23 protein-coding genes are annotated in these 26,071 nt (G+C 64.6%); 9 read left to right on the plus strand and 14 right to left on the minus strand.

Translation table 11 applies throughout. From position 1 onward, the window contains the following. Positions 1-47: 47 nt before the first annotated feature. Complete coding sequence (gene iolG / locus NHF53_RS13280; protein WP_252834576.1) at positions 48-1,043, minus strand: inositol 2-dehydrogenase; 996 nt, start codon at positions 1,041-1,043, stop codon at positions 48-50. 166 nt (positions 1,044-1,209) lie between these two features. Between iolG and NHF53_RS13285 the strand changes: the two genes are divergently transcribed. The 7 genes from NHF53_RS13285 (at position 1,210) to NHF53_RS13315 (ending at position 9,000) form a co-directional block, all read left to right on the plus strand. After that, positions 1,210-2,028 (plus strand): MurR/RpiR family transcriptional regulator, encoded by an 819-nt coding sequence (locus NHF53_RS13285; RefSeq protein ID WP_252834975.1) that lies wholly within the window; start codon positions 1,210-1,212, stop codon positions 2,026-2,028. 123 nt (positions 2,029-2,151) lie between these two features. Continuing rightward, positions 2,152-4,065 carry a 5-dehydro-2-deoxygluconokinase gene (gene iolC, locus NHF53_RS13290; protein ID WP_252834577.1) on the plus strand — a complete coding sequence of 638 codons (1,914 nt, stop codon included), beginning with the start codon at positions 2,152-2,154 and terminating at the stop codon, positions 4,063-4,065. Further along, positions 4,062-5,882, plus strand: a complete 1,821-nt coding sequence (gene iolD / locus NHF53_RS13295) for a 3D-(3,5/4)-trihydroxycyclohexane-1,2-dione acylhydrolase (decyclizing) (RefSeq protein WP_252834578.1) — start codon at positions 4,062-4,064, stop codon at positions 5,880-5,882. Before iolC ends, iolD begins: the two co-directional genes overlap by 4 nt. Positions 5,883-5,884: 2 nt before the next feature. Further along, complete coding sequence (gene iolE / locus NHF53_RS13300) at positions 5,885-6,790, plus strand: myo-inosose-2 dehydratase (RefSeq protein ID WP_114364637.1); 906 nt, start codon at positions 5,885-5,887, stop codon at positions 6,788-6,790. Further along, positions 6,787-7,032 (plus strand): hypothetical protein, encoded by a 246-nt coding sequence (locus tag NHF53_RS13305; RefSeq protein WP_252834579.1) that lies wholly within the window; start codon positions 6,787-6,789, stop codon positions 7,030-7,032. The genes iolE and NHF53_RS13305 overlap by 4 nt, the downstream gene beginning before the upstream one ends. Then, positions 7,029-7,838, plus strand: a complete 810-nt coding sequence (gene iolB, locus NHF53_RS13310) for a 5-deoxy-glucuronate isomerase (RefSeq protein ID WP_252834580.1) — start codon at positions 7,029-7,031, stop codon at positions 7,836-7,838. The genes NHF53_RS13305 and iolB overlap by 4 nt, the downstream gene beginning before the upstream one ends. 49 nt (positions 7,839-7,887) lie before the next feature. Next, positions 7,888-9,000, plus strand: a complete 1,113-nt coding sequence (locus NHF53_RS13315) for a Gfo/Idh/MocA family protein (RefSeq protein WP_252834581.1) — start codon at positions 7,888-7,890, stop codon at positions 8,998-9,000. A gap of 31 nt (positions 9,001-9,031) precedes the next feature. Here the strand turns inward: NHF53_RS13315 and NHF53_RS13320 are convergent, their stop codons facing one another. The 11 genes from NHF53_RS13320 to NHF53_RS13370 form a co-directional block, all read right to left on the minus strand. Further along, positions 9,032-10,462: an RtcB family protein gene (locus tag NHF53_RS13320; protein ID WP_252834582.1), complete on the minus strand. Its 1,431-nt coding sequence runs from the start codon at positions 10,460-10,462 to the stop codon at positions 9,032-9,034. An 11-nt stretch (positions 10,463-10,473) separates the two neighbouring features. Further along, a complete protein-coding gene (locus tag NHF53_RS13325; protein ID WP_252834583.1) occupies positions 10,474-10,917 on the minus strand; it encodes an archease in 444 nt (147 codons plus the stop codon). A gap of 191 nt (positions 10,918-11,108) precedes the next feature. Beyond that, positions 11,109-12,137, minus strand: coding sequence for an ABC transporter permease (locus tag NHF53_RS13330; RefSeq protein ID WP_252834584.1), 1,029 nt, complete (start codon positions 12,135-12,137; stop codon positions 11,109-11,111). A 30-nt stretch (positions 12,138-12,167) separates the two neighbouring features. Further along, a complete protein-coding gene (locus NHF53_RS13335; RefSeq protein ID WP_252834585.1) occupies positions 12,168-13,706 on the minus strand; it encodes a sugar ABC transporter ATP-binding protein in 1,539 nt (512 codons plus the stop codon). A 68-nt stretch (positions 13,707-13,774) separates the two neighbouring features. Next, complete coding sequence (locus tag NHF53_RS13340; RefSeq protein ID WP_252834586.1) at positions 13,775-14,704, minus strand: sugar ABC transporter substrate-binding protein; 930 nt, start codon at positions 14,702-14,704, stop codon at positions 13,775-13,777. Positions 14,705-15,063: 359 nt separating this feature from the next. Further along, positions 15,064-15,906 carry a GNAT family N-acetyltransferase gene (locus tag NHF53_RS13345; RefSeq protein ID WP_252834587.1) on the minus strand — a complete coding sequence of 281 codons (843 nt, stop codon included), beginning with the start codon at positions 15,904-15,906 and terminating at the stop codon, positions 15,064-15,066. Next, on the minus strand, positions 15,906-16,649 hold the full coding sequence (locus NHF53_RS13350) for an aspartate/glutamate racemase family protein (RefSeq protein WP_252834588.1): 744 nt from the start codon (positions 16,647-16,649) through the stop codon (positions 15,906-15,908). The genes NHF53_RS13345 and NHF53_RS13350 overlap by 1 nt, the downstream gene beginning before the upstream one ends. 13 nt (positions 16,650-16,662) lie before the next feature. Then, positions 16,663-17,481, minus strand: coding sequence for an ABC transporter permease (locus NHF53_RS13355; RefSeq protein ID WP_252834589.1), 819 nt, complete (start codon positions 17,479-17,481; stop codon positions 16,663-16,665). 1 nt (position 17,482) lies between these two features. Beyond that, on the minus strand, positions 17,483-18,388 hold the full coding sequence (locus tag NHF53_RS13360; RefSeq protein ID WP_252834590.1) for an ABC transporter permease: 906 nt from the start codon (positions 18,386-18,388) through the stop codon (positions 17,483-17,485). Positions 18,389-18,554: 166 nt separating this feature from the next. After that, the gene (locus NHF53_RS13365; RefSeq protein WP_114364625.1) at positions 18,555-19,844 is read right to left on the minus strand and encodes a PotD/PotF family extracellular solute-binding protein; all 1,290 of its coding nucleotides are present in this window, start codon (positions 19,842-19,844) and stop codon (positions 18,555-18,557) included. 31 nt (positions 19,845-19,875) lie between these two features. Further along, entirely contained in the window at positions 19,876-20,973 is a 1,098-nt protein-coding gene (locus tag NHF53_RS13370) for an ABC transporter ATP-binding protein (protein ID WP_252834591.1), read from the minus strand. A gap of 252 nt (positions 20,974-21,225) precedes the next feature. On the opposite strand from NHF53_RS13370, the gene NHF53_RS13375 reads away from it, so the two are divergent. Next, positions 21,226-21,936 (plus strand): GntR family transcriptional regulator, encoded by a 711-nt coding sequence (locus tag NHF53_RS13375; protein ID WP_252834592.1) that lies wholly within the window; start codon positions 21,226-21,228, stop codon positions 21,934-21,936. Between the two features lie 189 nt (positions 21,937-22,125). Here the strand turns inward: NHF53_RS13375 and betC are convergent, their stop codons facing one another. Both betC and choX read right to left on the minus strand, forming a co-directional pair. Further along, positions 22,126-23,643 carry a choline-sulfatase gene (gene betC, locus NHF53_RS13380; RefSeq protein WP_252834593.1) on the minus strand — a complete coding sequence of 506 codons (1,518 nt, stop codon included), beginning with the start codon at positions 23,641-23,643 and terminating at the stop codon, positions 22,126-22,128. A 14-nt stretch (positions 23,644-23,657) separates the two neighbouring features. Next, positions 23,658-24,608 carry a choline ABC transporter substrate-binding protein gene (gene choX, locus NHF53_RS13385; RefSeq protein ID WP_252834594.1) on the minus strand — a complete coding sequence of 317 codons (951 nt, stop codon included), beginning with the start codon at positions 24,606-24,608 and terminating at the stop codon, positions 23,658-23,660. 95 nt (positions 24,609-24,703) lie between these two features. Between choX and NHF53_RS13390 the strand changes: the two genes are divergently transcribed. Further along, positions 24,704-25,624 (plus strand): choline sulfate utilization transcriptional regulator, encoded by a 921-nt coding sequence (locus tag NHF53_RS13390; RefSeq protein ID WP_252834595.1) that lies wholly within the window; start codon positions 24,704-24,706, stop codon positions 25,622-25,624. Positions 25,625-26,071: the final 447 nt, after the last annotated feature.

Raw genomic sequence — 26,071 nt, forward strand, 5'->3', positions numbered from 1 at the left:
GCGGGAAGCGCCGGCATTTTTACCTCTGGCATGCGGAGGAGGTCGCCTCAGAGCTCGACGCGGACCACCTTGTTCTCTTTCGCCGATTTCAGCGCCGCATCGGCGAGCGCCAGTGCGATCAGCCCATCCTCGGCCGAAGGCGACGGCGCGGTGCCCTTTTCGAGGCTGTCGATGAAGGCGGAGATTTCCGCCGCATAGGCGGCCGTGTAGCGGGTCATGAAGAAGTCGTGCAGCGGCGGCCGGGTATAGCCGTCCTTGGTCGCCACCTCGATCGAGACCGGGCGCTGGTTTTCGGCCGAGACGGCGCCGAGCGAGCCGTGCACCTCGATGCGCTGGTCGTAGCCGTAGGACGCGCGCCGGGAGTTGGAAATGACCGCCTGGCGACCGCTCTTCGTGGTGAGGATCAGCGAGGCGCTGTCATAGTCGCCGAGTTCGCCGATCTTCGGATCGACGAGGACAGAGCCGGTCGCGACGACCGTCTCGATTTCCTCGCCGAGTAGGAAACGGGCCATATCGAAGTCGTGGATCGTCATGTCGCGGAAGATGCCGCCCGAGACCTTGATGTATTCGGCCGGCGGGGCGCCGGGATCGCGGCTGGTGATCGTCACCATCTCGACCTTGCCGATCGTGCCGGCGTCGATCTCCCGGCGCACGGCCTGGAAGTGCGGGTCGAAGCGGCGGTTGAAGCCGAGCATCACCTTGGCGCCGGTCTGGCGCACGGTTTCGAGGCACGCCCTGGCGCGGGCGACGTCGAGGTCGATCGGCTTCTCGCAGAAGATTGCCTTGCCCGCCTTCGCAAAGCGCTCGATGAGGCCGGCATGGGTGTTGGTCGGCGTGCAGATGACGACCGCGTCGATATCCTTGTCGGCCTCGATCTCGTCGATCGTCCTGACGGCGCAGCCGGCGGCGGAGGCGATGGCGTTCGCCGCTTCGGGGAAGGCGTCGGCAACGGCGACGAGCTTCGCCCGCTTGTCCTCGGCGATCGCCTTCGCATGCACCTTGCCGATTCGTCCCGCACCCAGAAGGGCCAGTCTCGTTACCATCTTGCTTTCCTCCCTGCGCCGCGTCCTATAAGCGGGCGGCATCGCTGGTCTGCGGATAGATTCCGTGGCGCGCGACCGCCGCCGAAAATCTCTGTTTGGAATATATGTTCCATTTTGCTAGATTGCGGCATCGTCTATGTCAATAGGCTTATGGGAAAGGATGATGATGGGAGAGACGGGCGCCCCGACCAGTATCAAGGCCTTCGAGGAAAGGCTTCTCCAGGTCTCCGAAAAGCTGCCGAAGCGGTTGCGGCAATGCGCCGATTACGTCGCTTCCAACAAGGACCGGATCGCCGTTTCGACGGTCGCCGAAATGGCAGAAGGTGCAGGCGTGCAGCCGTCGGCATTCATGCGCTTCTGTCAGATTCTCGGCTTTTCCGGCTTCTCCGAAATGCAGAAGCTCTTCCGCGAGTCCTATGTCGGTGGCTGGCCGGATTATTCGACCAGGCTCCATCACCTGCGCGAAAAGGCGGAGGGTAGTCCCTCCGCATTGCTTGCCGAATTCGTCGAAGCGGGCCGCACGTCGCTCGAAGGCCTACTGAAGACCGTCGACCCGGCGGCTCTCGAAGAGGCGGTGAAGACGCTCGCCGCCGCCGACATGGTGCATATCATCGGGATGCGCCGGTCGTTCCCGGTCGCGAGCTACATGGCCTATGCGTTCGAGAAGATGGGCGTGCCGGCCATGCTCCACAGTGCCGTCGGCAAGCTCGATAACCGCCATGCGGTCCGCCCCGGCGATGCGCTGCTCGCCATCACCTTCGCGCCCTATTCGGCCGAGACGCTGGACATCGTCGAAGCGGTTTCCGCGCGCGGCATTCCGGTGGTGGCGATCACCGACACGATCGTCAGTCCGCTGCGGAAATCGAACGCCCAGACGCTGCTCGTCTCCGAGGTCGACTTCGGTGCTTTCCGCTCGCTTTCGGCTACGCTCTGCCTTGCCATCACGCTCTCGGTCGCGGTTGGAACGGCTCGGCAAGAAAATTGAATATCTGTGTTGAAATTTCCAAAAATGGAATATAAAGTTCAAAACCTGTGAGGCAGCGGCCTGTCGGGGAGGGCTGCGTGAACGGCAGGGCGGCCGCACCGTCCGCGAACAGGGAGGCAGGCTTTGACATCACTCGATCTGATCACGATTGGCCGTTCGTCCGTCGATCTCTACGGAGTACAGGTCGGAGGACGGCTTGAGGATATGGCCTCCTTCAACAAGTATATCGGCGGTTCACCGACCAATATAGCCGCCGGTACGGCACGGCTCGGCCTCAGGTCGGCGCTTTTGACTCGCGTCGGCGACGAGCATATGGGGCGTTTCATCCGTGAGCAACTGGTCCGCGAAGGTGTCGACGTACGCGGCGTGAGGACCGATCCCGAGCGCCTGACGGCGCTCGTCATCCTCGGCATCCGCGACCAGGACCAGTTTCCGCTGATCTTCTACCGCGAGAACTGCGCCGACATGGCGCTCTGCGAGGACGACGTCGATCCGGCCTTCATCGCCGATGCACGCTGTGTCTGCGCGACCGGCACGCATCTTTCCCATCCGAACACCGAAAAGGCAGTCCTCAAGGCGCTCGGGCTCGCGCGTGAAAACGGCGCGAAAACCGCGCTCGATATCGACTACCGGCCGAACCTCTGGGGCCTTGCCGGCCACGGCGCCGGCGAAAGCCGCTTTATCGAATCCCGTGCCGTCACTGCCAAGCTGCAGTCGACGCTGCCGCTCTTCGACCTGATCGTCGGTACGGAAGAGGAATTTCATATCGCCGGCGGGTCGACCGACACGCTGGAGGCTCTGCGGGCCGTGCGCCGCATCACGCCGGCGACGCTCGTCTGCAAGCGCGGCCCGATGGGCGCCGTGGTTTTCGAGGGCGAGATCCCCGACAGCCTCGACGCCGGCCAGAAGGGTCAGGGCTTTCCGATCGAGGTTTTCAATGTTCTCGGCGCCGGCGACGGCTTCATGTCGGGCCTCTTGAAGGGCTGGCTCACCGGCGAGGACTGGCCGACGAGCCTCAAATACGCCAATGCCTGCGGCGCCTTCGCCGTCTCCCGCCACGGCTGCACGCCGGCCTATCCGAGCTGGGAGGAGCTCCAGTATTTCTTCGAACGGGGCATCCGCAACAAGGCGCTGCGCAAGGATGCCGCCCTCGAACAGGTGCACTGGTCGACGAACCGCAAGACCGACTGGCCGGTCATGCGCGTCTTCGCCTTCGACCACCGCATGCAGCTCGAAGCCTTGGCCGAGGAAGCGGGTGCCGCGCCGGAACGCATCGGCGCCTTCAAGGAGCTCTGCCTGAAGGCGGCCCAGCAGGTTGCGGGAGGCGGCAGCGGCTACGGCATTCTCTGCGACGGCCGGCTCGGACGCGACACGCTCTACCGTGCCGCCGGCTCGGGTCTCTGGATCGGCCGCCCCGTAGAATGGCCGGGCTCCCGGCCGTTGACACTGGAGGCGGAGATCGGGCCCGACTTCGGTGGCCTTTGCGAGTGGCCGGTCGAGCATGTCGTCAAGGTGCTCTGTTTCTACCATCCTGACGATCCGCCGGAATTGCGGGCAAACCAGGAAGAGACGGTCGCAAGGCTTTTCGCCGCCGCCCGGCGCAACCGGCTGGAGATGCTGCTCGAGGTCATTCCGTCCAAGGTCGGCCCGACCGACGACGATACGGTGGCAAAGATCATCGACCGCTTCTACGAGATCGGCGTCTATCCCGACTGGTGGAAGCTGGAGCCGATGAAGACCGAAGCCTCCTGGGCGAATGCCTGCGAGGCGGTCCGCCGCAACGACCCCTATGCCCGCGGCATCGTCGTGCTGGGGCTCGACGCTCCGGCCGCCGAGCTGGAGGAGAGTTTCGCGCTTGCGGCCGGCTTTGATCTGGTCAAGGGTTTTGCCGTGGGGCGCACGATCTTCGGCGATGCCGCCCGGGGCTGGCTCGCCGGCACGATCACCGATGCCGAGGCGATCGAGGAAATGGCGGCGCGATACAGCAGTCTTTGCGCGGTCTGGGACAAGGCGCGCGCCAAGGGAGGAAAGGCATGAAAACGGTGCGATTGACGGCCGCGCAGGCGATGGTGCGCTACCTCGCCAATCAGATGAACGAGCACGGCGAGACCTATATCGCCGGCGTCTGGGCGATCTTCGGCCACGGCAATGTCGCCGGCATCGGCGAAGCGCTCTACGGGGTCCGGGATCAGCTTCCGACCTATCGCGGCCAGAACGAGCAGTCGATGGCCCATGCGGCGATCGCCTATTCGAAACAGCTTCGCCGCCGCCGCGCCATGGCGGTCACGTCCTCGATCGGGCCGGGTGCCGCCAACATGGTGACGGCCGCCGCACTCGCCCACGTCAACCGCCTGCCGGTCCTTCTGATACCCGGCGACGTCTTCGCCAATCGTGGTCCCGATCCCGTCCTCCAGCAGCTCGAGGATTTCGGCGACGGCACGATGTCGGTCAACGACTGCTTCAGGCCGGTCAGCCGCTATTTCGATCGCATCACCCGCCCGGAACAGTTGCTGACCGCCCTGCCGCGGGCGATGCGCACGATGACCGACCCGGCCGATTGCGGGCCGGTGACGCTCGCCTTCTGCCAGGACGTCCAGGCCGAGGCCTATGACTATCCCGAAAGCTTCTTCGAAAAGCGGGTGTGGCGCCAGCGTCGCCCGGAACCGGATGCAGCGGAATTCGAGGCGGCCGTCGCGGCGCTGAAGGCGGCGAAGAACCCGGTCATCGTCGCCGGCGGCGGCGTGCATTTCTCCGGCGCGACCGAAACGCTCAAGGCCTTCTCCGAAAAGCACGGCATTCCCGTCGTCGAGACGCAGGCCGGAAAGTCGGTGCTCGCCTGGGACCACCCGCTCAATTTCGGTGCCGTCGGCGTGACTGGAACGGGCTGCGCCAACATCGTCGCCGAGAACGCCGATCTCGTCTTCGGCGTCGGCACGCGCTTCCAGGATTTCACCACCGGCTCCTGGGCCCTCTTCAAGAACCCGGCGCGCAAGATCCTCGCCCTCAACGTCCAGCCCTATGACAGCGCCAAGCATGACGCGATCGCACTGACCGCGGATGCGAAGATCGGGCTCGAACGCCTGTCGGCGGCGCTCGGCGACGCGGTCTTCCCCGCACCCGATGCCGACCTCAAGAACGCCTGGTTCGCCAGGGCGGATGCCGTCACTGCTGCGCCGAAGGACGGCAATGCGCTGCCGACCGACATGCAGGTGATCGGCGCCGTGCAGCGTGCCTCGCGCGACAACACGGTCGTCATGTGCGCGGCCGGCACCATGCCGGGCGAGTTGCACCAGCTGTGGAAGGCGAAGCTGCCGCTCTCCTATCACATGGAATACGGCTTTTCCTGCATGGGCTACGAGGTTGCCGGCGGCCTCGGCATCAAGATGGCCGAACCGGATCGCGACGTCGTCGTCATGGTCGGCGACGGCTCCTACATGATGATGAATTCGGAGCTCGCGACCGCCGTCGCGATGGGCGTCAAGATCACCGTCGTGATCACCGACAACCGCGGCTACGGCTGTATCAACCGGCTGCAGATGGGAACCGGCGGCGCGGAGTTCAACAATCTCTATGCGCATACCAACGTGAACCCGATCGCCATCGATTTTGCCGCGCACGCGGCGTCGATGGGCGCCGACGCCCGCAAGGTTTCGTCCATCGCCGAGCTCGAAGAAGCGCTGGAGGCCGCGCGCGAGGCCACGGCTCCGACCGTCATCGTGATCGACACCGATCCGTATCCGACACCCGACGCCGGTGGTTTCTGGTGGGACGTTGCGGTCCCCGAAGTCTCCGCCCGCCGGGAAGTCAACGAAGCCCGTACCCGTTATGAAGCAGCGCTGAAGGAAAGACGCTAGACATGATCCTCTACGGAACCAATCCGATCGCATGGTCCAACGACGACGACCGCACGCTCGGCGCCCATATCAGCCTCGACCAGTGCCTGGACGAGACGGCGAAGATCGGCTTCGACGGTATCGAGAAAGGCCACAAGTTCCCGACTGATCCGGCGGGCCTCAAGGCCGTGCTGGAGCCGCGCGGCCTGCGCTTCGTCTCCGGCTGGCATTCGCTCAACCTGCTGACCAATTCGATCGAAGAGGAAAAGGCGGCGATGCAGCCGGCGCTCGACCTCCTGAAGGCGATGGGTTCCAAGGTCATCATCGTGTGCGAGACCTCGAACGCCATCCACGGCAATGACGCGGTGGCCGTCAATGCCCGGCCGAAGCTCTCCGACGCCGACTGGAAGACCTTCGGCGCCGGGGTCGAGGCACTCGCGGAATACGCCGCGGGGCAGGGCATCACCCTCGTCTACCACCATCATATGGGGACGATCGTCGAGAGCGAGGAAGAGATCGACCGGCTGATGGAGAACACCGGGCCGCACGCCCATCTCCTCCTCGACACCGGTCACTGCCTGTTCGGCGGCGGCAACCCGGAACGGGTCGCGAAGAAGTATATGCACCGCGTCGGCCACATCCATGCCAAGAACGTTCGTCCGGTCGTTGCGAAAGCGGTCCGTGACGAGAACCTCTCCTTCCTCGAAGGTGTTCGCCGCGGCGTCTTCACCGTTCCGGGCGATGCCGAGGGCGGCGTCGATTTCCCGCCGGTCTTGCGGATTGCGGCCGAGCATGGTTACGACGGATGGCTGGTCATCGAAGCCGAGCAGGACCCGGACGTCCGCAATCCCTTCGAATACCAGAGCCTCGGACTGAAATCGCTGAAGGCCATGGCGAAGACCGCCGGCCTGGACAAGGAGACGGCGTGAAATTTCTCGACCCGCAGCATCCGTTCTTCCGGCCGCTCTGGCTACGTATCCTCACGGTCGTTCTTCCGGCGATCTGGGCCGTGGTCGAATGGTCGAACGGCGCGGCGGGCTGGGCGATCATCTTTCTCGCTGCGGCCGGCTATGCCGGCTGGCAGCTGTTCCTGTCGCCGGACGCAAAGGCCCCGTCGACCAACGAAAAGCCTGCCGAAAGCCGGGAAACCGACAAGGGAGACGAGGCATGAGCGATCTTCTGCGCAAACCGCAGGGCACGAACGGCAAGGTTCACGACATCACGCCGGAAAGTGCGGGCTGGGGCTATGTCGGTTTCGGGCTCTACCGCCTGAAGGCCGGCGAAAGGGCAGCCGAGAAAACCGGCGAGACGGAGGTGATCCTCGTGCTGGTCGAGGGCAAGGCCGAGGTTTCGGGCGGCGGCAAGGCCTTCGGCGAACTCGGCGACCGCATGAACGTCTTCGAGCGCAAGCCCCCGCATTGCGTCTACGTCCCGGCCGGCAGCGACTGGTCGGCGACGGCGACGACGGACTGCACGCTCGCCGTCTGCACCGCACCCGCCATGCCGGGCCGCGAGGCGCAGGTGATCGGGCCGGAAGGCATCGCGCTCACCGAACGGGGCAAGGGTGCGAACACCCGCTACATCTATCCTATCGCCATGGAAGACCGCGACGTCGCCGACAGCCTGCTCGTCACCGAGGTCTTCACGCCGTCGGGCAACTGGTCCTCCTATCCGCCGCACCGGCACGACGAAGACAACTATCCCGAGATGACCTATCTCGAAGAGACCTATTATCACCGCCTGAACCCGGCCCAGGGCTTCGGCTTCCAGCGCGTCTTTACCGAGGACGGTTCGCTCGACGAGACCATGGCGGTCTCCGACGGCGACGTCGTCCTGGTGCCGAAGGGTCACCATCCCTGCGGTTCGCCCTACGGCTACGAGATGTATTACCTGAACGTCATGGCGGGACCGCTCCGCAAATGGCGGTTCAAGAACCATCCGGACCACGACTGGATCTTCAAGCGCGACAATCCGTAACCAGGCCTGCATGACGGCGTTCATCTAACCCTGCTTCTGGGAGGAAGGCATGACGGGTCTCGGAATCGGTCTGATCGGCACCGGTTACATGGGCAAATGCCATGCGCTGGCGTGGAACAATGTCGCGAGCGTCTTCGGCGACGTGGCACGGCCGCGGCTGGTGGCGCTCGCCGAGATCAACGTCGAGCTCGCTGCGAAGAGAGCCGCCGAATTCGGCTTCGAGACCGCGACCGGCAATTGGCGCGACCTCCTCGACAATCCGGAAATCGACGTGATCTCGGTGACGACACCCAATGCCTTCCACGCGGACATGGCAATTGCGGCCCTCGACGCCGGCAAGCACGTCTGGTGCGAGAAGCCGATGGCACCCGCCTATGCCGATGCGGTCCGCATGCGGGATGCGGCGGCACGAGCCGGCCGCACCGCCGTCATGGGCTACAACTACATCCAGAACCCGATGATCCGCCATATCCGGCGGCTGATCGACGAGGGTGCGATCGGCACCGTCAACCACGTCCGCGTCGAGATGGACGAGGATTTCATGGCCGATCCTTTCGTGCCGTTCTACTGGAAGAGCGAGGCGGCCTCCGGCTACGGCGCGCTCGACGATTTCGCCGTCCATCCGCTTTCGCTGCTCCTCACCCTCTTCGGCCATGTGGAGACGGTCGTCGCCGATCTCGTAAAGCCGTATGCGGAGCGGCCGCTGAAGGGCGGGGGAACCCGGTCCGTCGAGAACCACGATGTCGCAAGCGTGCTGATGACGCTGCAAGGCGGCCTCTCGGCCGTGCTGATGGCGAACCGTTCGGCCTGGGGCCGCAAGGGGCGCATCGCGCTTCAGGTCTTCGGTTCGGCAGGCTCGATTCTGTTCGACCAGGAGCGGATGAACGAGTTCCAGATCTACGAGACGGGCGGCCGGGCCGAGGAGCAGGGATTCCGCACCGTGCTCGCGGCACCCCACCATCCGCCCTACGACCGCTTCATTCCTGCACCCGGCCATGGCCTCGGCTTCAACGACTTGAAGGTCATCGAATGCCGCGAACTGATCGCGGCGATCGGCGGTGACAAGGCCCATGTGATCGACTTCGAGGACGGTTTGCGCATCGAGCAGTCCGTCCACGCCATGGCGCGCTCCTTCGCCGAGCGGCGCTGGGTCGCCGTCTGACGTCCACTGTCGGAAGATATCTTCGCGCGGCTCACCCCTTGATGCAGACAAGCGGGGAAAGCTTCGCCACGCGGCGGGCAAGGCCGGCCTTCTCGGCGGCCACGACCACGGCGCCCACGTCCTTGTAGGCTCCGGGTGCTTCTTCCGCGACCCCGCGCATCGAAGGGCTGCAAATGATGATGCCGCGGTGGGCCAGCTCGTCGACCACCTGGCGGCCGCCCCACTGTTTGGCTGCCGCATGGCGCGACATGGCCCGCCCGGCGCCGTGGCAGGCGGAGGAGAAGGACTTTTCTTCGCTCGTCGCAAGGCCGGCCAGCACATAGGAATTGGTGCCCATGCTGCCGCCGATCAGCACCGGCTGACCCACCGCCTTCAGTGCTTCAGGCAGGTCGGGATGGCCCGGGCCGAGGGCTCGTGTCGCGCCCTTGCGGTGGACATGCAGGCTGCGGCGCCTGCCGTTGACCTCGTGCTCTTCGGCCTTGCAGGTGTTGTGCGACACGTCGAAAAGCAGTGTGAGTTCGTTGCCGGGGAAGAAATGCCGGAAGACCCTCCGCGTGAAATGGCCGAGGATCTCGCGATTGGCGAGTGCGCAGTTGATGCCGGCGCGCATGGCGCCGAGGTAGCGACGGCCCGCGTCCGAGTTGATCGGCGCGCAGGCGAGTTCCTTGTCCGGCAGGACGATGCCAGCCTCCTTCGCCGCGCCGACCATTTCGAGCAGGAAGTCGCTGCCGATCTGATGACCGAGCCCGCGCGAGCCGCAATGGATCGTAACGACGACCTCACCGACCTGCAGTCCGAAGATGCGTGCCGCTTCCGGGTCGTAGATCTCGTCGATTGCCTGCACTTCGAGATAGTGGTTGCCGGAGCCCAGAGTTCCCATCTCGCGGCGCTGTCGTTCCTTGGCACGGTTGGAGACGAATTCAGGCCGGGCGCCGGCCATGCGGCCGTTCTCCTCGATACGTTCGAGATCGCGTTCCTCGCCCCAGCCCCTGTCGACCGCCCAGCGCGCACCGCCCCGCAGCATGTCGTCCATCTCGATGTCGTCGAGGCTGATCGTGCTTTCACTGCCGACACCGGCCGGGATGTCGCGGTAGAGCGCCTGGGCAAGGCCATGCGCGACCCGTTTCAGGTCTTCGACGGGAATGCTGGTCAGCATGGTGCGCACACCGCAGGAAATGTCGAACCCGACGCCGCCCGCCGAAACGATGCCGCCATGATCGGCATCGAAGGCGGCGACCCCGCCGATCGGGAAACCGTAGCCCCAATGGGCATCCGGCATGGCGTAGGAGGCTCCGACGATGCCCGGCAGCGATGCGACGTTCGAGGCCTGCTGATAGACCTTCTCGTCCATCCCCTCGATCAGCGCCTCGTCGGCATAGATGATCGCCGGAACGCGCATGGCGCCCGTCGGCTCGATGCGCCATGTGAACGGATCGACCTTCGTGAAACGTGCCGGGTCCATCGTCACCTCCCTCAGACATCGACGATGCAGGCGGCCGACCAGCTGCCGTCAGCGGCCTGTTCCACCTGCAACTCGCCATAGGTCGCACCCTTGGGTTCCGCCGCCGGCGCATGCCGCAGCACGTCGACCGGCTCCCCCCAGAGCGTGCCTTTCAGGATGTCTCCGTCGATCCTGACCTCGAAGCGGCTGAAGAGCATTCGGCGGACCGCCATTTCGTAGATGATCGCGTTGAGCCACTCCACGAAGAGCAGGTCGAGGGCCGGCGCCCTGCATTCGACCTCGACCATGGTTCTGGCTTCGACCGGTTCGTCTGTCACAGCCGCCGTCAGCGCAAGGGCCGCCTGTTCGAAGGCTTCCGCCGGGGTCGCGCCGAAACCGCGCACGCCGACATCCGCGTCATGCGGGAATAGCTCCCACATGCGGGCCGGCCCGGTCTTCTGCCCATGCCCTTCCATCGCCGCCTCCCGGCCGGATCGACACCCGACCCCGTGACCTGCACATTCCTTCTATTAGCTCTATCAAAAATAGACGACGGTTCCTACCTTCGCGCATTGATGTCCGTCAAACGTCGACCTCTGCGAAACGGACGCAAAAACAAAAAGGCGGCGCCGGGGCGCCGCCAGTCGGTTTGACGGGGAGGAGTTCGTCAGACCTTGCGCTTCTTCTGGCGATAGACGTCGGCCACGACCGCGGCGACGATGATCATGCCCTTGATGATTTCCTGGTAGTAGGCGTCGACGCGCAGGAAGGTGAAGCCGGAGGTCATCACCCCGAGGATGATGGTGCCGATCACCGTGCCGGTGATGCGGCCGGCGCCGCCCGAGAGCGAGGTGCCGCCGATGACGGCCGCCGCGATCGCGTCGAGCTCGTACATCACGCCCATGCCGGCCTGTGCGGTCTGGGCGCGGGCGGCGGTGACGACGCCTGCGAGACCCGCCAGCATGCCGGCGATCGCATAGACCTTGACCAGGTGTCTTTCGACGTTGATGCCGGAGACGCGGGCCGCCTGCACATTGGCGCCGATCGCATAGGTGAACTTGCCGTAGCGGGTGTAGCGCAGCGCGATATGGAAGATCAGCGCGACGACGAGGAAGACGATGACCGGCCAGACGCCCGTACCGATGAAGTTGAACTGGTCGGTAAGACCCGAAACCGGCTGGCCCTTGGTGTACCACTTCGAAATGCCGCGCGCCGTCACCATCATGCCGAGGGTGGCGATGAAGGGCGGGATCTTTGTTCTGGCGATCAATTGGCCGTTGATGAAGCCGGCTAGAAGCCCGATCAGGATGCCGACGCCGATCGGAATGAAGAAGGGCAGGTCGGTGAGGCTCGGATAGAGTGCGCGCGACCAGGTGGAGGACTGGGCGAGGCTCGCAGTGAACATCGCCGTCATCCCGACGACCGACCCCGAGGAGAGGTCGATACCGCCGGTGATGATGACCTGCGTCACGCCGACGGAGATGATGCCGATCACCGACACCTGCAGGATCATGATGGTCAGGCGCTGCGGGTTCATCAGGAAGCTCTGGCCGACGAAGAGCCAGCCGAGCAGTTCGAAGACGAGCGCGATGCCGATCAGCACGAGGAAGATGTTGGCTTCCGGCGGCATCCGGCGCGCGCGCGGCTGCCCCGTCTTCAGGTCGACATCGCTCTTGGTCGCGGTCTGTTGGTTCATTCTAACCTCCCTGTCGGTCCCCGGACGGCGTCAGCGCGACGCCAGGTCCATGACCTTGATCTGTGTGGCTTCCGCCCGGTCGAGGAAGCCGGTGACGCGTCCCTCGTGCATCACCATGATGCGGTCGCTCATGCCGAGGACCTCGGGCATTTCCGATGAAATCATGATGACCGCGACGCCCTTCCGGGTCATCTCGGAGACCAGGCGGTGGATTTCGGCCTTGGCACCGACGTCGATCCCGCGGGTCGGCTCGTCGAGGATCAGGATTCGCGGGTCCGTCAGCATCCATCGGCCGATCAGCACTTTCTGCTGGTTGCCGCCCGAAAGGTTCTCGATGCGCTCGTCGAGGCTCGGGGTCTTGACCCGGAGCTTGCGGCACATCTCCTCGCAGTCGGCCGAAAGTTCGCTCTGCTGGACGAAGCCGTTCTGGACATAGCGGTCCTGAAGGACCGCGAGCTGCATGTTCTCCAGAACGCTGAGGATCAGGAGGCAGCCCGTGTCCTTGCGGTCCTCGGTCAGGAAGGCCATACGGTTGCGGATCGCTTCCGTCGGGCTGTCGATCGAGACGCGCTTGCCGTCGATCGAGACCTCACCGGAGGAGGCGGGCGTCACGCCGAAGAGCGTCTCGGCGACATTCGACCGGCCCGAGCCGACGAGGCCGGCGACGCCGAGGATTTCGCCGGCGCGCACGTCGAAGGAAACATCCTTGAACACGCCGTCGAGCGTCAGGTTCTTCACCGACAGCACGACCTCGCCGAGGGGAACGTCCTCCTTCGGGAACATCTGGGTGATCTCGCGGCCGACCATCATGCGGATGATGTCGTCGCGGGTGACGTCGCTCGACGCATGCGTGCCGATATACTTGCCGTCGCGGAAGACGGAGAACTCGTCGGCGATCTCGAAGAGCTCGTTCATCTTGTGGGTGATGTAGACGATGCCGATCCCCTGCGCGCGCAGGTCGCGGATGATCCGGAAGAGGTGTTCCACCTCGCGGTCGGTGAGTGCCGAGGTCGGCTCGTCCATGATGAGGACGTCGGATTCATAAGAGACGGCCTTGGCGATCTCGACCATCTGGCGGTTGGCGACGGAAAGCTCCCCGACGGGCGTCTCGGGATGGATCGATATGTTGAGGCGGTTGAAGAGTGCTGCCGTGCGGCGGTTCATCTCGGCATGGTCGATGAAGCCGAACCGGTTCAGCGGCTCGCGGCGGATCCAGATATTCTCGGCGACCGTCATGTAGGACATCAGGTTCAGTTCCTGATGGATCATGGCGATGCCGTTTTCCAGTGCGTCGAGCGGCGAATTGAGCTCGATTTCGGCACCTTTCAGCCGCACCGTTCCCTGGTCGGGCTGGTAGATGCCGGCGAGGATCTTCATGAGCGTCGACTTGCCGGCGCCGTTTTCGCCCATCAGCGCGTGAACGCTGCCGCGCTTCAGGCGGAAGGACACGTCGTCCAGCGCGACGACGCCCGGAAATTCCTTGCGCACGCCTTCGGCGGCCAGAAGATACTCGGCGTTCGGAACCGCACCGCTCTTGCGGACGGCGGCCATGGTGGACGGACTGACCATCGCGACTTCTCCTCCCTAAACATCGGGAATGCGGGCGAACCCGCATTCCCGCACTCTCGCTGGCGAAATCAGTTCTTCGCCTGATAGTCCTTCAGGTTTTCCGGAGTGACGAGTTCGAAGGGAATGTAGACCTTCTTTTCAACCGCTTCGCCCTTGGCGAGCTTCAGGGCGGCATCGACGGAGCCCTTGCCCTGGCCGGCCGCGTTCTGGAACACGGTGGCGTCGAGGTCGCCGGCTTCCATCGCCGCAAGCGCGTCCTGCGTGGCGTCGACACCGGCGACCACGTAGTCCTTCATGTCCTTGCCGGCGGCCTTGAGCGCCTGGATCGCACCGATCGCCATCTCGTCGTTGTTGGCGATGACGGCGTTGAACTCGAGGCCGGCGGAAAGCCAGTTGGTCACGAGGTCGGCGCCCTGGGTGCGCGACCAGTTGGCGGTCTGTTCTTCTACGATCTCGATGCCCTTGCACTCGTCGGTGGCGACGACGTCATGGACGTCCTGGGTCCGCATGCGCGCGGCCTGGTTGGAGAGTTCGCCCATCATCAGGACGGCCTTGCCCTGGCCACCGAGCAGGCGGCAGACTTCCTTGGCTTCGAGCGTGCCGGAATCGGCTTCGTTGGAGGCAACGAAGGCCTGCTTGTCCGGCAGTTCGTTGACGTTGACCGGCTCGCGGTTGACGTAGACGAGCGCAACGCCGGCATCGGCGGCGATCTTCGACATTGCGGCGGTGGCGTCGGTGTCGACCGGGTTGACGATGATGGCGTCGACGCCGGCGGCGATGAAGTTCTGGATCTGGCTCTGCTGCTTGGCGACGTCGTTCTGGGCGTCTTCGATCTGCAGGGTCACGCCGTCGAGCGTCTTGGCATAGTCGGACATGCCGTTGCGCAGGACGGTCAGGAAGTTGTCGTCGAACAGCGCCATGGAGACGCCGATGGTTTCCGCGTGGGCGGCCGTACCCATCAGGACGGACAGCGCAGCGCCAAGAATATACTTCTTCATTTCTTTCCTCCTCAGTGGTGCCCGGCTTCACCTTGCTCCTGCCGGAAGCCGGATTTTCCGGCCCTGTGCATTCGGCCCGCGCTCCCCGCGCGACATGCAAAACGGAATAAACAGACCGTTCGCGTCAAAATGCAGATAATTTATTCCATTTTTTGCGAAGGCCGTCAACGGGCGAAAGCCGGCCTGCGACAAAGAATCCGATGAATCGTGGCAAAGGGAGCATCAGGCGCGGATGATCGCTGGAATTCCTGTTCCATTTTCCTGGGAGTATTGTCGCATCACTCGCGAGTGATGGCTGACGGGCAGAGCCTGCGACGCCGTGCCGAGGCCGCTCCGGCATCGGCTCTTCTTTCCGCCCTTCAGCCGAGTTCGAGCGTCGTGATACCGAAGATGCCGTTCATGACGAGGTCCGGCGCCGGGCCCCGGTACATCCGCTTGGTGGCGAAACCTTCCGCGAACCCGAGCGCCCAGAGGTGTTCGGCGAGAGCTTCCTGGCCGACAGGGACGTCGATATGGAGGGTGCCGCCGCCCGCGGCCGCCGCGCAAGCCGCGACCAGCGCCTTGGCGTCTTCGAGGCCGTCGGCGAAGAGCGGCCCGATCTTGAACCCGTCGTGACACTCCCGGACGACGGCATAGCCGTGCACGCTTCCGTTCCGCAGCACCGCGCGGGCATGGCGGGGGTGTTCGAGCCACGTCCGCAGGAAGCCGTCCCGCTCCGCGGGAAAGAAGGGGCGATCATAGGCGAGGACCTGCGGCACGAGGTCCCCGGTGACGGCGACGACGTTGCCGCCCGCTTGCGGATGCGTCGGGCGGCCGCTCCAGCGCAGCGTGTCGTAGGCGGCGACGAAACCCATGCGGGCATAGTTCGCCTGCTGTGCCGGGACGCCGTCGAGCCCGATCGTGCGGTCGCCGAGACGGGCCATGCCGGCATCCCAGACCAGCTTGCCGTAGCCTTTGCCGCGATGATCGGGGTGGCAGATGTAGAGCCCGATGAAACCGAAGTCCTGCCCGTAGGCGACGGCGGATATGCCGGCGACGAGTTCATCGTCGAGAAAGCAGCCGAGAAAGCCGTCGGGGTCGGCTGTGCGGAAGGCGGCGGCGTCGGCAAGTCCGGGATTCCAGCTTTCGTCTTTCGCCCAGCCGACGAGGCGTTCGACTCCGGCTGCATTGAGAACGCGGACTTGGACACCCGGCTGATCCATCACACCCCCATGGCTGACGGCGCAAAGGCCTCCATCGCCCCGTCATATCGTTTGTCGACCGGCCGAGCATAAGCGCTTCGCTTTGCCGTGGACAAGCCCATGGCCACCAGCGCCTCCGCCTGCTTGACGGCGGCGGCGACGCCATCGACCACCGGCACGGAGAATTCGCGCCAGAGATCGAGGCAGAGATCGGCCATGCCGGCGCAGCCGAGCACGATCGCCTCCGCCCGGTCGTCCTTCAGCGCCGCCGCGATTTCGCTGCGCAGACGGTCGCGGGCGTTCGATTGCGGGTCTTCGAGCGAGAGCACGGGGATGTCCGCGGCGCGCACCCTGCATCGCCCCGTCATTCCGTAGCGGTGGACGAGCGCCTCGATGGGAATGCGCGAGCGTTCCATGGTGGTGACGACCGAGAAGCGCTGGGCGATGAAGGCGGTGGAGGCGAGCGCCGCCTCGCAGATGCCGACGACCGGGATTGCGGCGAGCGCACGCGCTGCGTCGAGACCCGTGTCGTCGAAACAGGCGATGACCGCCGCCGCGGCGCCCTGTTTTTCCGCCCTGGCGATTTCGACCAGGAGCCCGGGCACTGCGAGCGCCTCGTCGTAATAGCCCTCGATCGAGGCCGGCCCCATCGAAGAGGTGATCGCATCGATGACGGTCGAGGGATTGGCGACGCGACGGGCGGCATCGCCGATGGTCGCGGTCATGCTGGCGGTTGTGTTCGGATTGATGACGGCGATGCGCATGAACGGGTAAACCTCAACCGTCGCGACGACGGCGATTGATGAAGGAGATCAGCGCCAGCGTCCCGCCGATCACGAGGAAGGAGAAGAGGGTGGTCACCGTGCCGAGCGCGTAGAGGACTGGCGTGGTGACGTTGGTGGTCATGCCGTAGATTTCGAGCGGCAGCGTGTTGTAGGTGCCCGACGTCATCAGCGATCGGGCGAACTCGTCATAGGAGAGGCTGAAGCCGAAGAGACCGATGCCGACAAGCGAGGGTGCGATCATCGGCAGCACGACATGGCGGAAGGTCTGCCAGGCGCTCGCCCCGAGGTCGCGGGCGGCCTCTTCATAGGCGGGCGAGAAGCGGTTGAAGACGGCGAACATGATCAGGACGCCGAAGGGGAGCGTCCAGGTGAGGTGCGCGCCGAAGGCCGACGAATACCAGGCCGGCTGCAGCCCGATCTGCTGGAAGAGAACACCGATCCCGAGCGAGATGATGATCGAGGGGACGACGAGGCTTGCGACGGCAAGATAGAAGAGCGCCGAGGCGCCGATGAAACGGCGGCGGAAGGCGAGCCCCGCAAGCAGCGAGACGAGGACGGTGACCACCATCACCATCAACCCGAGTGTGAGGGAGCGACGGAAGGAGCCGCCGAAGTCGCCGACGGCCTGCTGCTCGAAGAGATTGACGAACCAGTGAAGCGATATGCCGTTGAGCGGGAAGGTGAGGCCGCCGTTCGGCCCCTGGAAGGAGAGGATGAGGATCGCCGAGAGCGGACCGTAGAGGAAGAGCACGAAGAGGGCGAAGAAGGCGGCGAGGACGTAGAATTCGCGCGAACGCTTTTCCCGGTACATGTCAGAGCTCCTTGCGGATGTCGACGACGCGCAGGATTGCTGCGACCATCAGGAGAACGAGGACGAGCAGGACGACCGCATTCGCCGCGGCGGCCGGGTACTGCAGCAGCGACATCTGGTTCTTCATCATGAGGGCGACGGAAGCGCTCTGGCCGCCGGACATCACCTGCACGGTCGAGAAATCGGCCATCACCAGCGTGACGACGAAGATCGTGCCGATCGCCATGCCGGGTTTTGCGAGCGGAATGACCACGTTCGCCAGCGTCTGCCAGCCGGATGCGCCGGCGTCACGCGCCGCCTCGAGAAGGGACCGGTCGATGCGCATCATGGTGTTGAAGATCGGTGTCACCATGAACAGCGTGTAGAGATGCACCATGGCGAGCACGACGGCGAAATCGGAATAGAGGAGCCATTCCACCGGTTCGGCCACGATGCCGGAGGAGACGAGGGTACTGTTGATCAGCCCGTTTCGCCCGAGAACCGGAATCCACGAGATCATGCGGATGATGTTCGAGGTGAGGAAGGGCACCGTGCAGACGAGGAAAAGCACGGTCTGGATGGCGGCGCTGCGAACATGGAAGGCGAGGAAATAGGCGACCCAGAAGCCGATGAAGAGGGTGATCGCCCAGACGATTGCCGCGAACTTGATGGTGTTGAGATAGGTTTTCCAGGTCACCCAGGAACCGAGCGTTTCCGAATAATTGAAGGTGACGAAATCCGGATACATCTGGGCGAAGTCGTAGTCCCAGAAGCTGACGATGCCGATCATGACGATCGGAACGAGAAGGAAGGCGCCGAGGATGAGCGCGAGCGGCGTGGCCTGCAGATAGGAGGCGAGCCAGCCGGGCAGGCGGATGGAGCGCTTGGGTCTGTCTTCGCCGACACCCAGGAATCGCACTGTGGTCATAGCTCGTCTCACCCTTATACTTCGATGGAATGAAAGACCCCCTCTGGCCTGACGGCCATCTCCCCCACAAGGGGGGAGAAACCACGCCGAAATCTTTCACCTTCCACGGGCGGTGGAGGAAAAGCCCCTCCCCCTTGTGGGGAGGGGTTGGGGAGGGGTGTTCCCTTTACGCCGCGATGAACTCGTTCCAGCGGCGGACCATGTAGCGGTCCTCGTCCATGACGGAGTTCCAGCAGGCGACCTTGCCCATGCGCTCTTCGAACGAGCCGCCGTCACGCACGGCACCGGCCTTCTCCATGACCTTGCCTTCCGGGGACATGATGTCACCGGTCGCCGGCTTGCCCTCGATCCAGTAGCCCCACTCGTCGGCGGACATGAATTCCTTGGCGGTCTCCATGCAGGCGGAATAGTAGCCCTGGCGGTTGAGATAGCCGCCGACCCAGCCGGACGTGTACCAGTTGATGTATTCGTAGGCCGCGTCGAGCTGCGCGCCCGAAAGGTGCGAGGCGAGGCCGAGACCGCCGCCCCACGAGCGGTAGCCTTCCTTGAGCGGCTGATACTTGCAGGCGATGCCCTTCGAGCGGACGGCGGCCACGGCCGGCGACCACATCGACTGGATGACGACTTCGCCCGATGCCATCAGGTTGACGCTCTCGTCGAACGACTTCCAGAAGGCGCGGAACTGGCCGGCCTGCTTGGCCTTGATCAGGAAGTCGATCGTGGTGTCGATCTCGGCCTTCGTCATGTTGCCCTTGTCGGCATATTTGATGATGCCCATGGCTTCGCAGATCATCGCCGCATCCATGATGCCGATCGACGGGATGTTGAGGATCGAGGTCTTGCCCTTGAAGGCCGGATCCATGATGTCGGCCCAGGTGGTGATCTCGCGGCCGACGAGGTCCGGACGGATGCCGAGCGTATCGGCATTGTAGATCGTCGGCATCATCGTGAAGAACTCGGTCTCGCCCTTGGCAAAGGTCTTGGCGTCCTTGCTTTCGACATAGCCGACGGTGTGCGGCGCGGTCCCTTGCGCGATCACGCTGTCGGGCAGGAGCTTGCCGGTTTTGAAGAGCGGCACGACCTTGTCGTAATATTTGAGCTTCTTCGTCTCCATCGGCTGGATCACGCCGGTCGGATAGACCTTCTTCAGGATCCAGTATTCGATGTCGGCGATGTCGTAGGAGTTCGGCTGGGTGACGGCGCGCTGGGCGGCGGCGTCCGAATCCGTCGCCGTCATTTCGAGCGTGATGCCGAGGTCGGCCTTGCACTTCTCGGCGATGGCGTTGATGTTCGAAACACCCGTGCCGAACTGGCGCAGCGTGATCGGGTTCTGCGCCCAGATTGTCGGGAAGCCGGTGATGGCGCCGGAGCCGGCTGCGAGACCGGCCGCGGCGGAGGCGGTCTTGAGCAGGTTGCGGCGGGTGATGCCCGTCTTCTTGGTATTGGTCTCGGTCATGCGCAGTTCTCCTCTGTGGTTTTTTGGTTGCTCAGGGATTGCGGTGTTGCGGGCGGCCGAGGACGATCACGTCGCCCGGGTCCCAGGAGAGCGGAACGGCCTCGCCGACCTTCGGCTGGCGGGTGAAGAAATCGGTATCCCGCGCCACCACGGTGAATTCATCGAGGCCGGCCCCGGTGATCGAAAGCCGTACGGTCGCGCCGAGATATTCGATGTTGCCGACGATCCCCTGGAAGCCGTAGCCCTCCGCGATCGGATCGCCGAGGCGGATACGGTCGGTGCGGACCGCAATGTCGGCCGGCGCTCCGATTTCCGTCGCCGGTCCATTTGCGTGGAAGCGGCCGCCGCTCGGCACCTCGATTACCGGTCCCGAGGGATCGGAGGCGACGACGCGGCCGGAAATCACGTTATGATCGCCCATGAAGCGGGCGACGAACGCGGTCGCGGGCCGCTCGAAGACGGTGCGCGGCGGCGCGGCCTGCTCGATCCGGCCCTCGTTCATCACCACGATGAGGTCGGCGAGCGCCATCGCCTCTTCCTGGCTGTGGGTGACGTGGACGAAGGTGATGCCGAGCGAGGTCTGCAGCTTCTTCAGTTCCGCGCGCATGCGCACCTTGAGGAAGGGGTCGAGCGCCGAAAGCGGTTCGTCGAGGAGCAACACCGCCGGATCGGTGATCAGGGCGCGGGCGAGCGCCACGCGCTGCTGCTGGCCGCCGGAGAGTTGCGCCGGCTTGCGCCCCGCATACGGTTCGAGCTGCATGAGCGCCAGCATCTCCAGCGCCTTCGCACGGCGTGCCTCCCGCCCCATCCCCTTCATCTTGAGGCTGAAGGCGACGTTGTCGACGAGATCGAGATGGGGAAAGAGCGCGTAGGACTGGAACATCATCGCCGTTCCGCGCCGGGCGGGCGGCAGGTCGGTCACCATCGTGTTGCCGAGCAGGATGTCGCCGCTGGTGACCGTCTCGTGGCCGGCGATCATGCGCAGCGTCGAGGTCTTGCCGCATCCCGAAGGGCCGAGCAGGCAGCAATAGGTGCCGGCACGGATTTTCAGGCTGACGGCATCCACGGCCGTGGTGGTGCCGTAGATCTTGGTGATCGATGCGATGTCTATGTCTGCCGCTTTGCTCATGCACGCCCTCTCCAGGTCCGCAAAAGAGCATGCATCGTGCGTGCCAGTTCTTGTCGGCGTGCGTCAACCGATTGAAACGGAAAGACTATTCCGCTTCGATTAACGCATCTCGCGCCGCCGGCCGGACGCTGTGCGCAGATTCTGGGCGAATGGTGGCGATCTTATGGGCAGATTGTACACAATCTTGTGCGGTCTTTGCATTCACTGTCGGATCAGCTAGTCTGGGGCGAAATGCGAAGCGGGACACAGGCCATGGATGCAACGGAAAAAGCGGGTGCGATCGAGAGTGCCCAGGACGACCGGTCGGCAGCGATCCGGGAGTCGCTGAGGAGTGCGATTATCGACAGGCGTCTCGCGCCGGGCACCAAGCTGACCGAGAGCGAGGTTGGCGCCCTGTTCGACGCGAGCCGGACGGTCGCACGGGCTGCGCTGCAGATGCTCGCCTTCGAGGGACTGGTGAAAATGGAGCGCAATCGCGGCGCCTTCGTCTCCAGCCCGTCGCCGGAAGAGGCCCGTCAGGTCTTCGCCTCGCGCCGGCTGATCGAACCGGGGATCGCGATTGCCGCCGCCGCGCGTATCACTTCCGGGGATGTCGAGCATTTCCGGCGGCATCTCGAGGACGAAACCACCCATATGAACGAGCGTGGCCCCGCCGCCCGCCGGGCGGAGATCAAGGCCTCCGGTGATTTTCATCTGATGGTGGCCTCGATTTCCGGAAACCAGATCCTCAAGCGCTTCATGGAGGAACTGATCGCGCGTTCCTCGCTGGTCATCGCCCTTTACGGACGCACCGGGGTTTCGAGCTGCGGACACAACGAGCACGCCGACATCCTCGACGCCCTGGAGCGGCGCGACGGGGAGAAGGCAGCGCATCTGATGCTGCATCACATCGACCACATCGAGGCCGATCTCGATTTCCGCACCCCGGAGGGACTTGCGCTGCGCGACGCGCTCGGCATCTGAGCCTTCTCGCGGCGTTGACGTCGCTTCTTGGAACATGACTCACGAAACCCTTCCCCTTTCCGCGAGAAAATCGAGGAGGGCGCGCACGCGCGACGAAACGCAACTTGGCCAGATACTCGGCGCCGTCGGCTGAACCTTCCGCCGGACAGGTCGCCCGCCCCGCCGATGGCGGGGTGAGCCGGCCACTCGTCACGGCGACGTGTGCGGGAACCGCTGCCTCTCCTCCAGCACGTTGAGATCCATGTGGTTGCGCATGTAGCGCTCCGAGGCCTTCTGCAGCGGCTGGTAGTCCCAGGGGTAGTAGGAGCCGTTGCGCAGGGCGGTGTAGACCACCCATCGCCGGGCCTGGCTTTCCCGCACGGCGGCGTCGAAGGTTCGAAGGTTCCAGCGCCTCTCGCATTCGGCGGTCAGGCCGGCGAGCGTTTCGCCGTGACGCGGGTCCGCGGCGAGGTTCCGCAACTCGTCGGGGTCCGCCTCCACATCGAAGAGAAGCGGAGGGTCCTTCTCGCAAAGCGTCAGCTTGAAGGCGCCGGCGCGGAGCCCGACGAGCGGCGCCTCGGAGCCCTCGGCGGCATATTCCATCGGCACGGGCCCACGGCTTCTTTCGCCTTGGACGACGGGACCGAGGTCCTCGCCGTCGGTCCAGGGGCGCACGGAGGCGATGTCAATGCCGGCCAACGCCGCGATGGTCGGGGTGACGTCGAGCGTCGAGACGGGCGTTTCGACGAGGGCGGGCTCCCAGCCGGCGGCCGATATCATCAGCGGCACGCGCGCCGATCCTTCGAAGAAGCTCATCTTGAACCAGAGGCCGCGTTCTCCCAGCATGTCGCCGTGATCGGATACGAAGAGGACGACCGTGTCGTCACGCATGCCGGTCCGTTCCAGTACGTCGATGATCTCGCCGATCTTCTCGTCGACATAGGTGATATTGGCGAAATAGCCGCGGCGGGCGCGCCGCACATCCTCGTCGGTAATCTCGAACGCGTCGTGGTCGCAGGCGACGAGGAGGCGTTGCGAATGGGGATCCTGTTCGTCGAAGGGGATCGCGCCGACTTTCGGGTCGAGCGCCGGGCAATCCTCGTAGATATCCCAGAAGCGCTTGCGGGCGACGTAAGGATCGTGCGGGTGGGTGAAACTCACCGTCAGGCACCACGGACGGCCGTCGTTGCCGCGCGCGAGATCGTAGAGCTTGCGGGTCGCGTGATAGGCGACCTCGTCATCATATTCCATCTGGTTGGTGATCTCGGCCGTCCCGGCCCCGGTGACGGAGCCGAGATTGTGATACCACCAGTCGATCCGCTCGCCGGGCTTCCGATAGTCGGGCGTCCAGCCGAAGTCGGCCGGGTAGATGTCCGTCGTCAGCCTTTCCTCGAAGCCGTGCAGCTGGTCGGGCCCGACGAAATGCATCTTCCCCGAAAGGCAGGTCTGGTAGCCCGCCGCCCGGAGATGATGGGCAAAGGTCGGAATGTCGGAGGCAAACTCGGCGGCGTTGTCGTAGACGCGCGTGCGACTGGGCAACTGGCCCGACATGAAGGATGCCCTTGCCGGCGCGCAGAGCGGGCTTGCCGTGTAGGTGTTGGCGAAGCGCACGGAGCGCTCCGCCAAAGCCTTCAGGTTCGGCGCGTGCAGGAAGTCGGCGGGACCGTCCGGAAACAGCGTTCCGTTCAGCTGATCCACCATGAGGACGAGAATGTTCGGTCGCGCCATGATGTCTTTCCTGCTCAGAGCCCGAGGGACGCCTTGACGGCCTCGAGGCCGGGAGCGCCGTCGAATGTCGTCACGCCGTCAAGCCAGGGTCCGAGAGACTGCGGATTGTCCTTCAGCCAGGTGACTGCGGCAGCCTTGGAGTCCTCACCTTCGAGGATCTTCCCCATCAGCGTATTCTCCATGGCGATGTCGAACGAGAGCTGCTTGAACAGACGTGCGGCGTTGGGGCACATCTCCGTCCAGCCGGTCCGCGCCAACGTGTAGACCTCGGCCCCGCCGTAATTCGGGCCGAAATAGGCGTCACCGCCGGAGAGATAGGTGAGTTCGAACTGGTTGTTCATCGGATGCGGCGCCCAGGCGAGGAAGACGATCGCCGCCTTTTTCTCGGCGGCCCGCTCCACCTGGGCCAGCATCGCCTGTTCGCTCGACTCGACGAGCTTCCAGCCGCTGAGACCGAACTCGCCGGCATCGATCATCTTCTGGATATTGCCGTTGGCAGGAGCGCCCGGCTCGATGCCGTAGATCGAATGGTCGAATTCGCCGGCGTGCTTCTGAAGGTCGGCGAAGTCCTTGACGCCCTCGGCGGCGACGTAGGACGGCACGGCAAGCGTGAATTTCGCGCCCTCGAGGTTCCGGCCGACGATCTCGATGGCATCGGCCTTCTTCAGATCGTCGATGAACGCCTTCTGCGCCGGCATCCAGTTGCCGAGGAAGACGTCGATCTCCTTGTTCTTCATCGCCTCGTAGCCGATCGGCACCGAAAGCGTCTTGACCTCGGCTTCGTAGCCGAGGCCCGAGAGCAGGACGCCGGCGACGCCGTTCGTCGCGGTGATGTCGGTCCAGCCGGGATCCGACATCCGGATGGTCTTGCAGGCCGCGTCTTCACCGGCACGGGCTGTCCCCGCGACGGAAACCGAGACAAGGATCGCCAGCGTGACGCCGGCAGCAACAGGAGTCTTCCTCATTTTCATTCCCCTTGTTATTTGATTTCCGTATTCGTGGGTCTATTTTCCTTCCCCGTGAAGATGGGCTTTCTCGATGCTTGCCATAAGGATTTTCGATGCGAAGGCGACCGGTTGACCTCGGCTGGATGCGTGTGTTCGTCGAGGCGACGAGACAGGGCAGTCTGACCGCGGCGGCAAACGTGCTGAACATGTCGCAACCGGCGATCAGCTATCACATCCGGCGCGCCGAGGAGGACGTCGGGGTCGCGCTCTTCGAGCGCGTTCACCGTGGTGTCGAACTCACGCCGGCGGGGCGGGCTCTTTACGAGATCGCCCGGCGGGCGGTCGGAGACATCGACGACGCGGTGCACGGATTTCACGCCGAGCGCGACCGCGCCACGATCCGGCTGTTGACGGACTATGCCTTCTCCTCGCTCTGGCTGATGCCACGGATGCAGGTGGTTCGGCGGCTCCATCCCGAGCTGGACATCCAGATCGTCGCGACGCAGCGGTTCCAGCAGGCCCGCCTCGCCGAAAACGAGATTGCCGTCGTCTTCGGTGCGAAAAGCGATGTGAAGGCGGACGCGCTTCTGCTCGTGCCGGAGGTCGTCACGCCAGTGTGCACGCCCGCGTTCGCCGAGAGGAACGGACCATTCGACGACCCGTCCTCGCTCGCGCGATCGACGCTGATCCATCTCGACAGTCCTTCGCAGGCGCCGTGGTTTAAATGGACTTCCTATCTGTCGCACTTTGGCGCGAAGCGGGAGGCGCAGGCCGGTCATGTCGACCTGACCTTCAATACCTATTCGCTCGTCGTGCAGGCCGCGATTGCGGGTCAGGGCATTGCCATCGGATGGGAGGGTCTCGTCGATGCCTCCATGATGTCGGGCGTTCTCGCCGCCGCCGGACCGACGCTCCAGGCGCCGGGGCGCGGCTACTGGCTGATGCAGCCGGACCAGCCCGGCCGTCATGTCGAATGGCTGGCGAGGTGGCTGGTGAGCGAGGCAAAGGACAATGGCTGGTGTGCCGGCGTCTGAGGGGAACGGCTGCAATCGCATCTCGGCCTCCTTTGCCCGGCTGGCGTCCACTGCCACGGGAAAGACCGGTGACGGTCCGGGGCCCCGCCAGATTGTCAAAAATCCCCCAAAGCTTCGCCGCCGGTCGGGATCGCTCCCTCCGGGTCGGGTCATTTCAGTCTCGGACGCGGCGCCGCAGGGGGCCTGTCAGAGTATGAGTATGTGGCTCCTTGCGGCGCCCCGTTCGGCGTTCTTTCCCGCTGCATGCGTCTCTCTGGCAAGGCGGCGCCTTTGCCGAAACTTGGCGTTTCGACATCGGCCGGCGCGGATCGGCATCGAGCGCGCATCCGTCCGGTGACGGACCTTCGCTGACGCCTGGCCGGTGGCCCGGGAAGATCCCGCCGGATGGTACCGTCCGGCCTGACCCTCGCCGGCAGATGAGCCGGAACCATTCACGATCCTCGGGCT

Origin of the sequence: Ciceribacter sp. RN22 (genome assembly GCF_024054295.1) — a bacterium.
Lineage (GTDB): Bacteria > Pseudomonadota > Alphaproteobacteria > Rhizobiales > Rhizobiaceae > Allorhizobium > Allorhizobium lividum.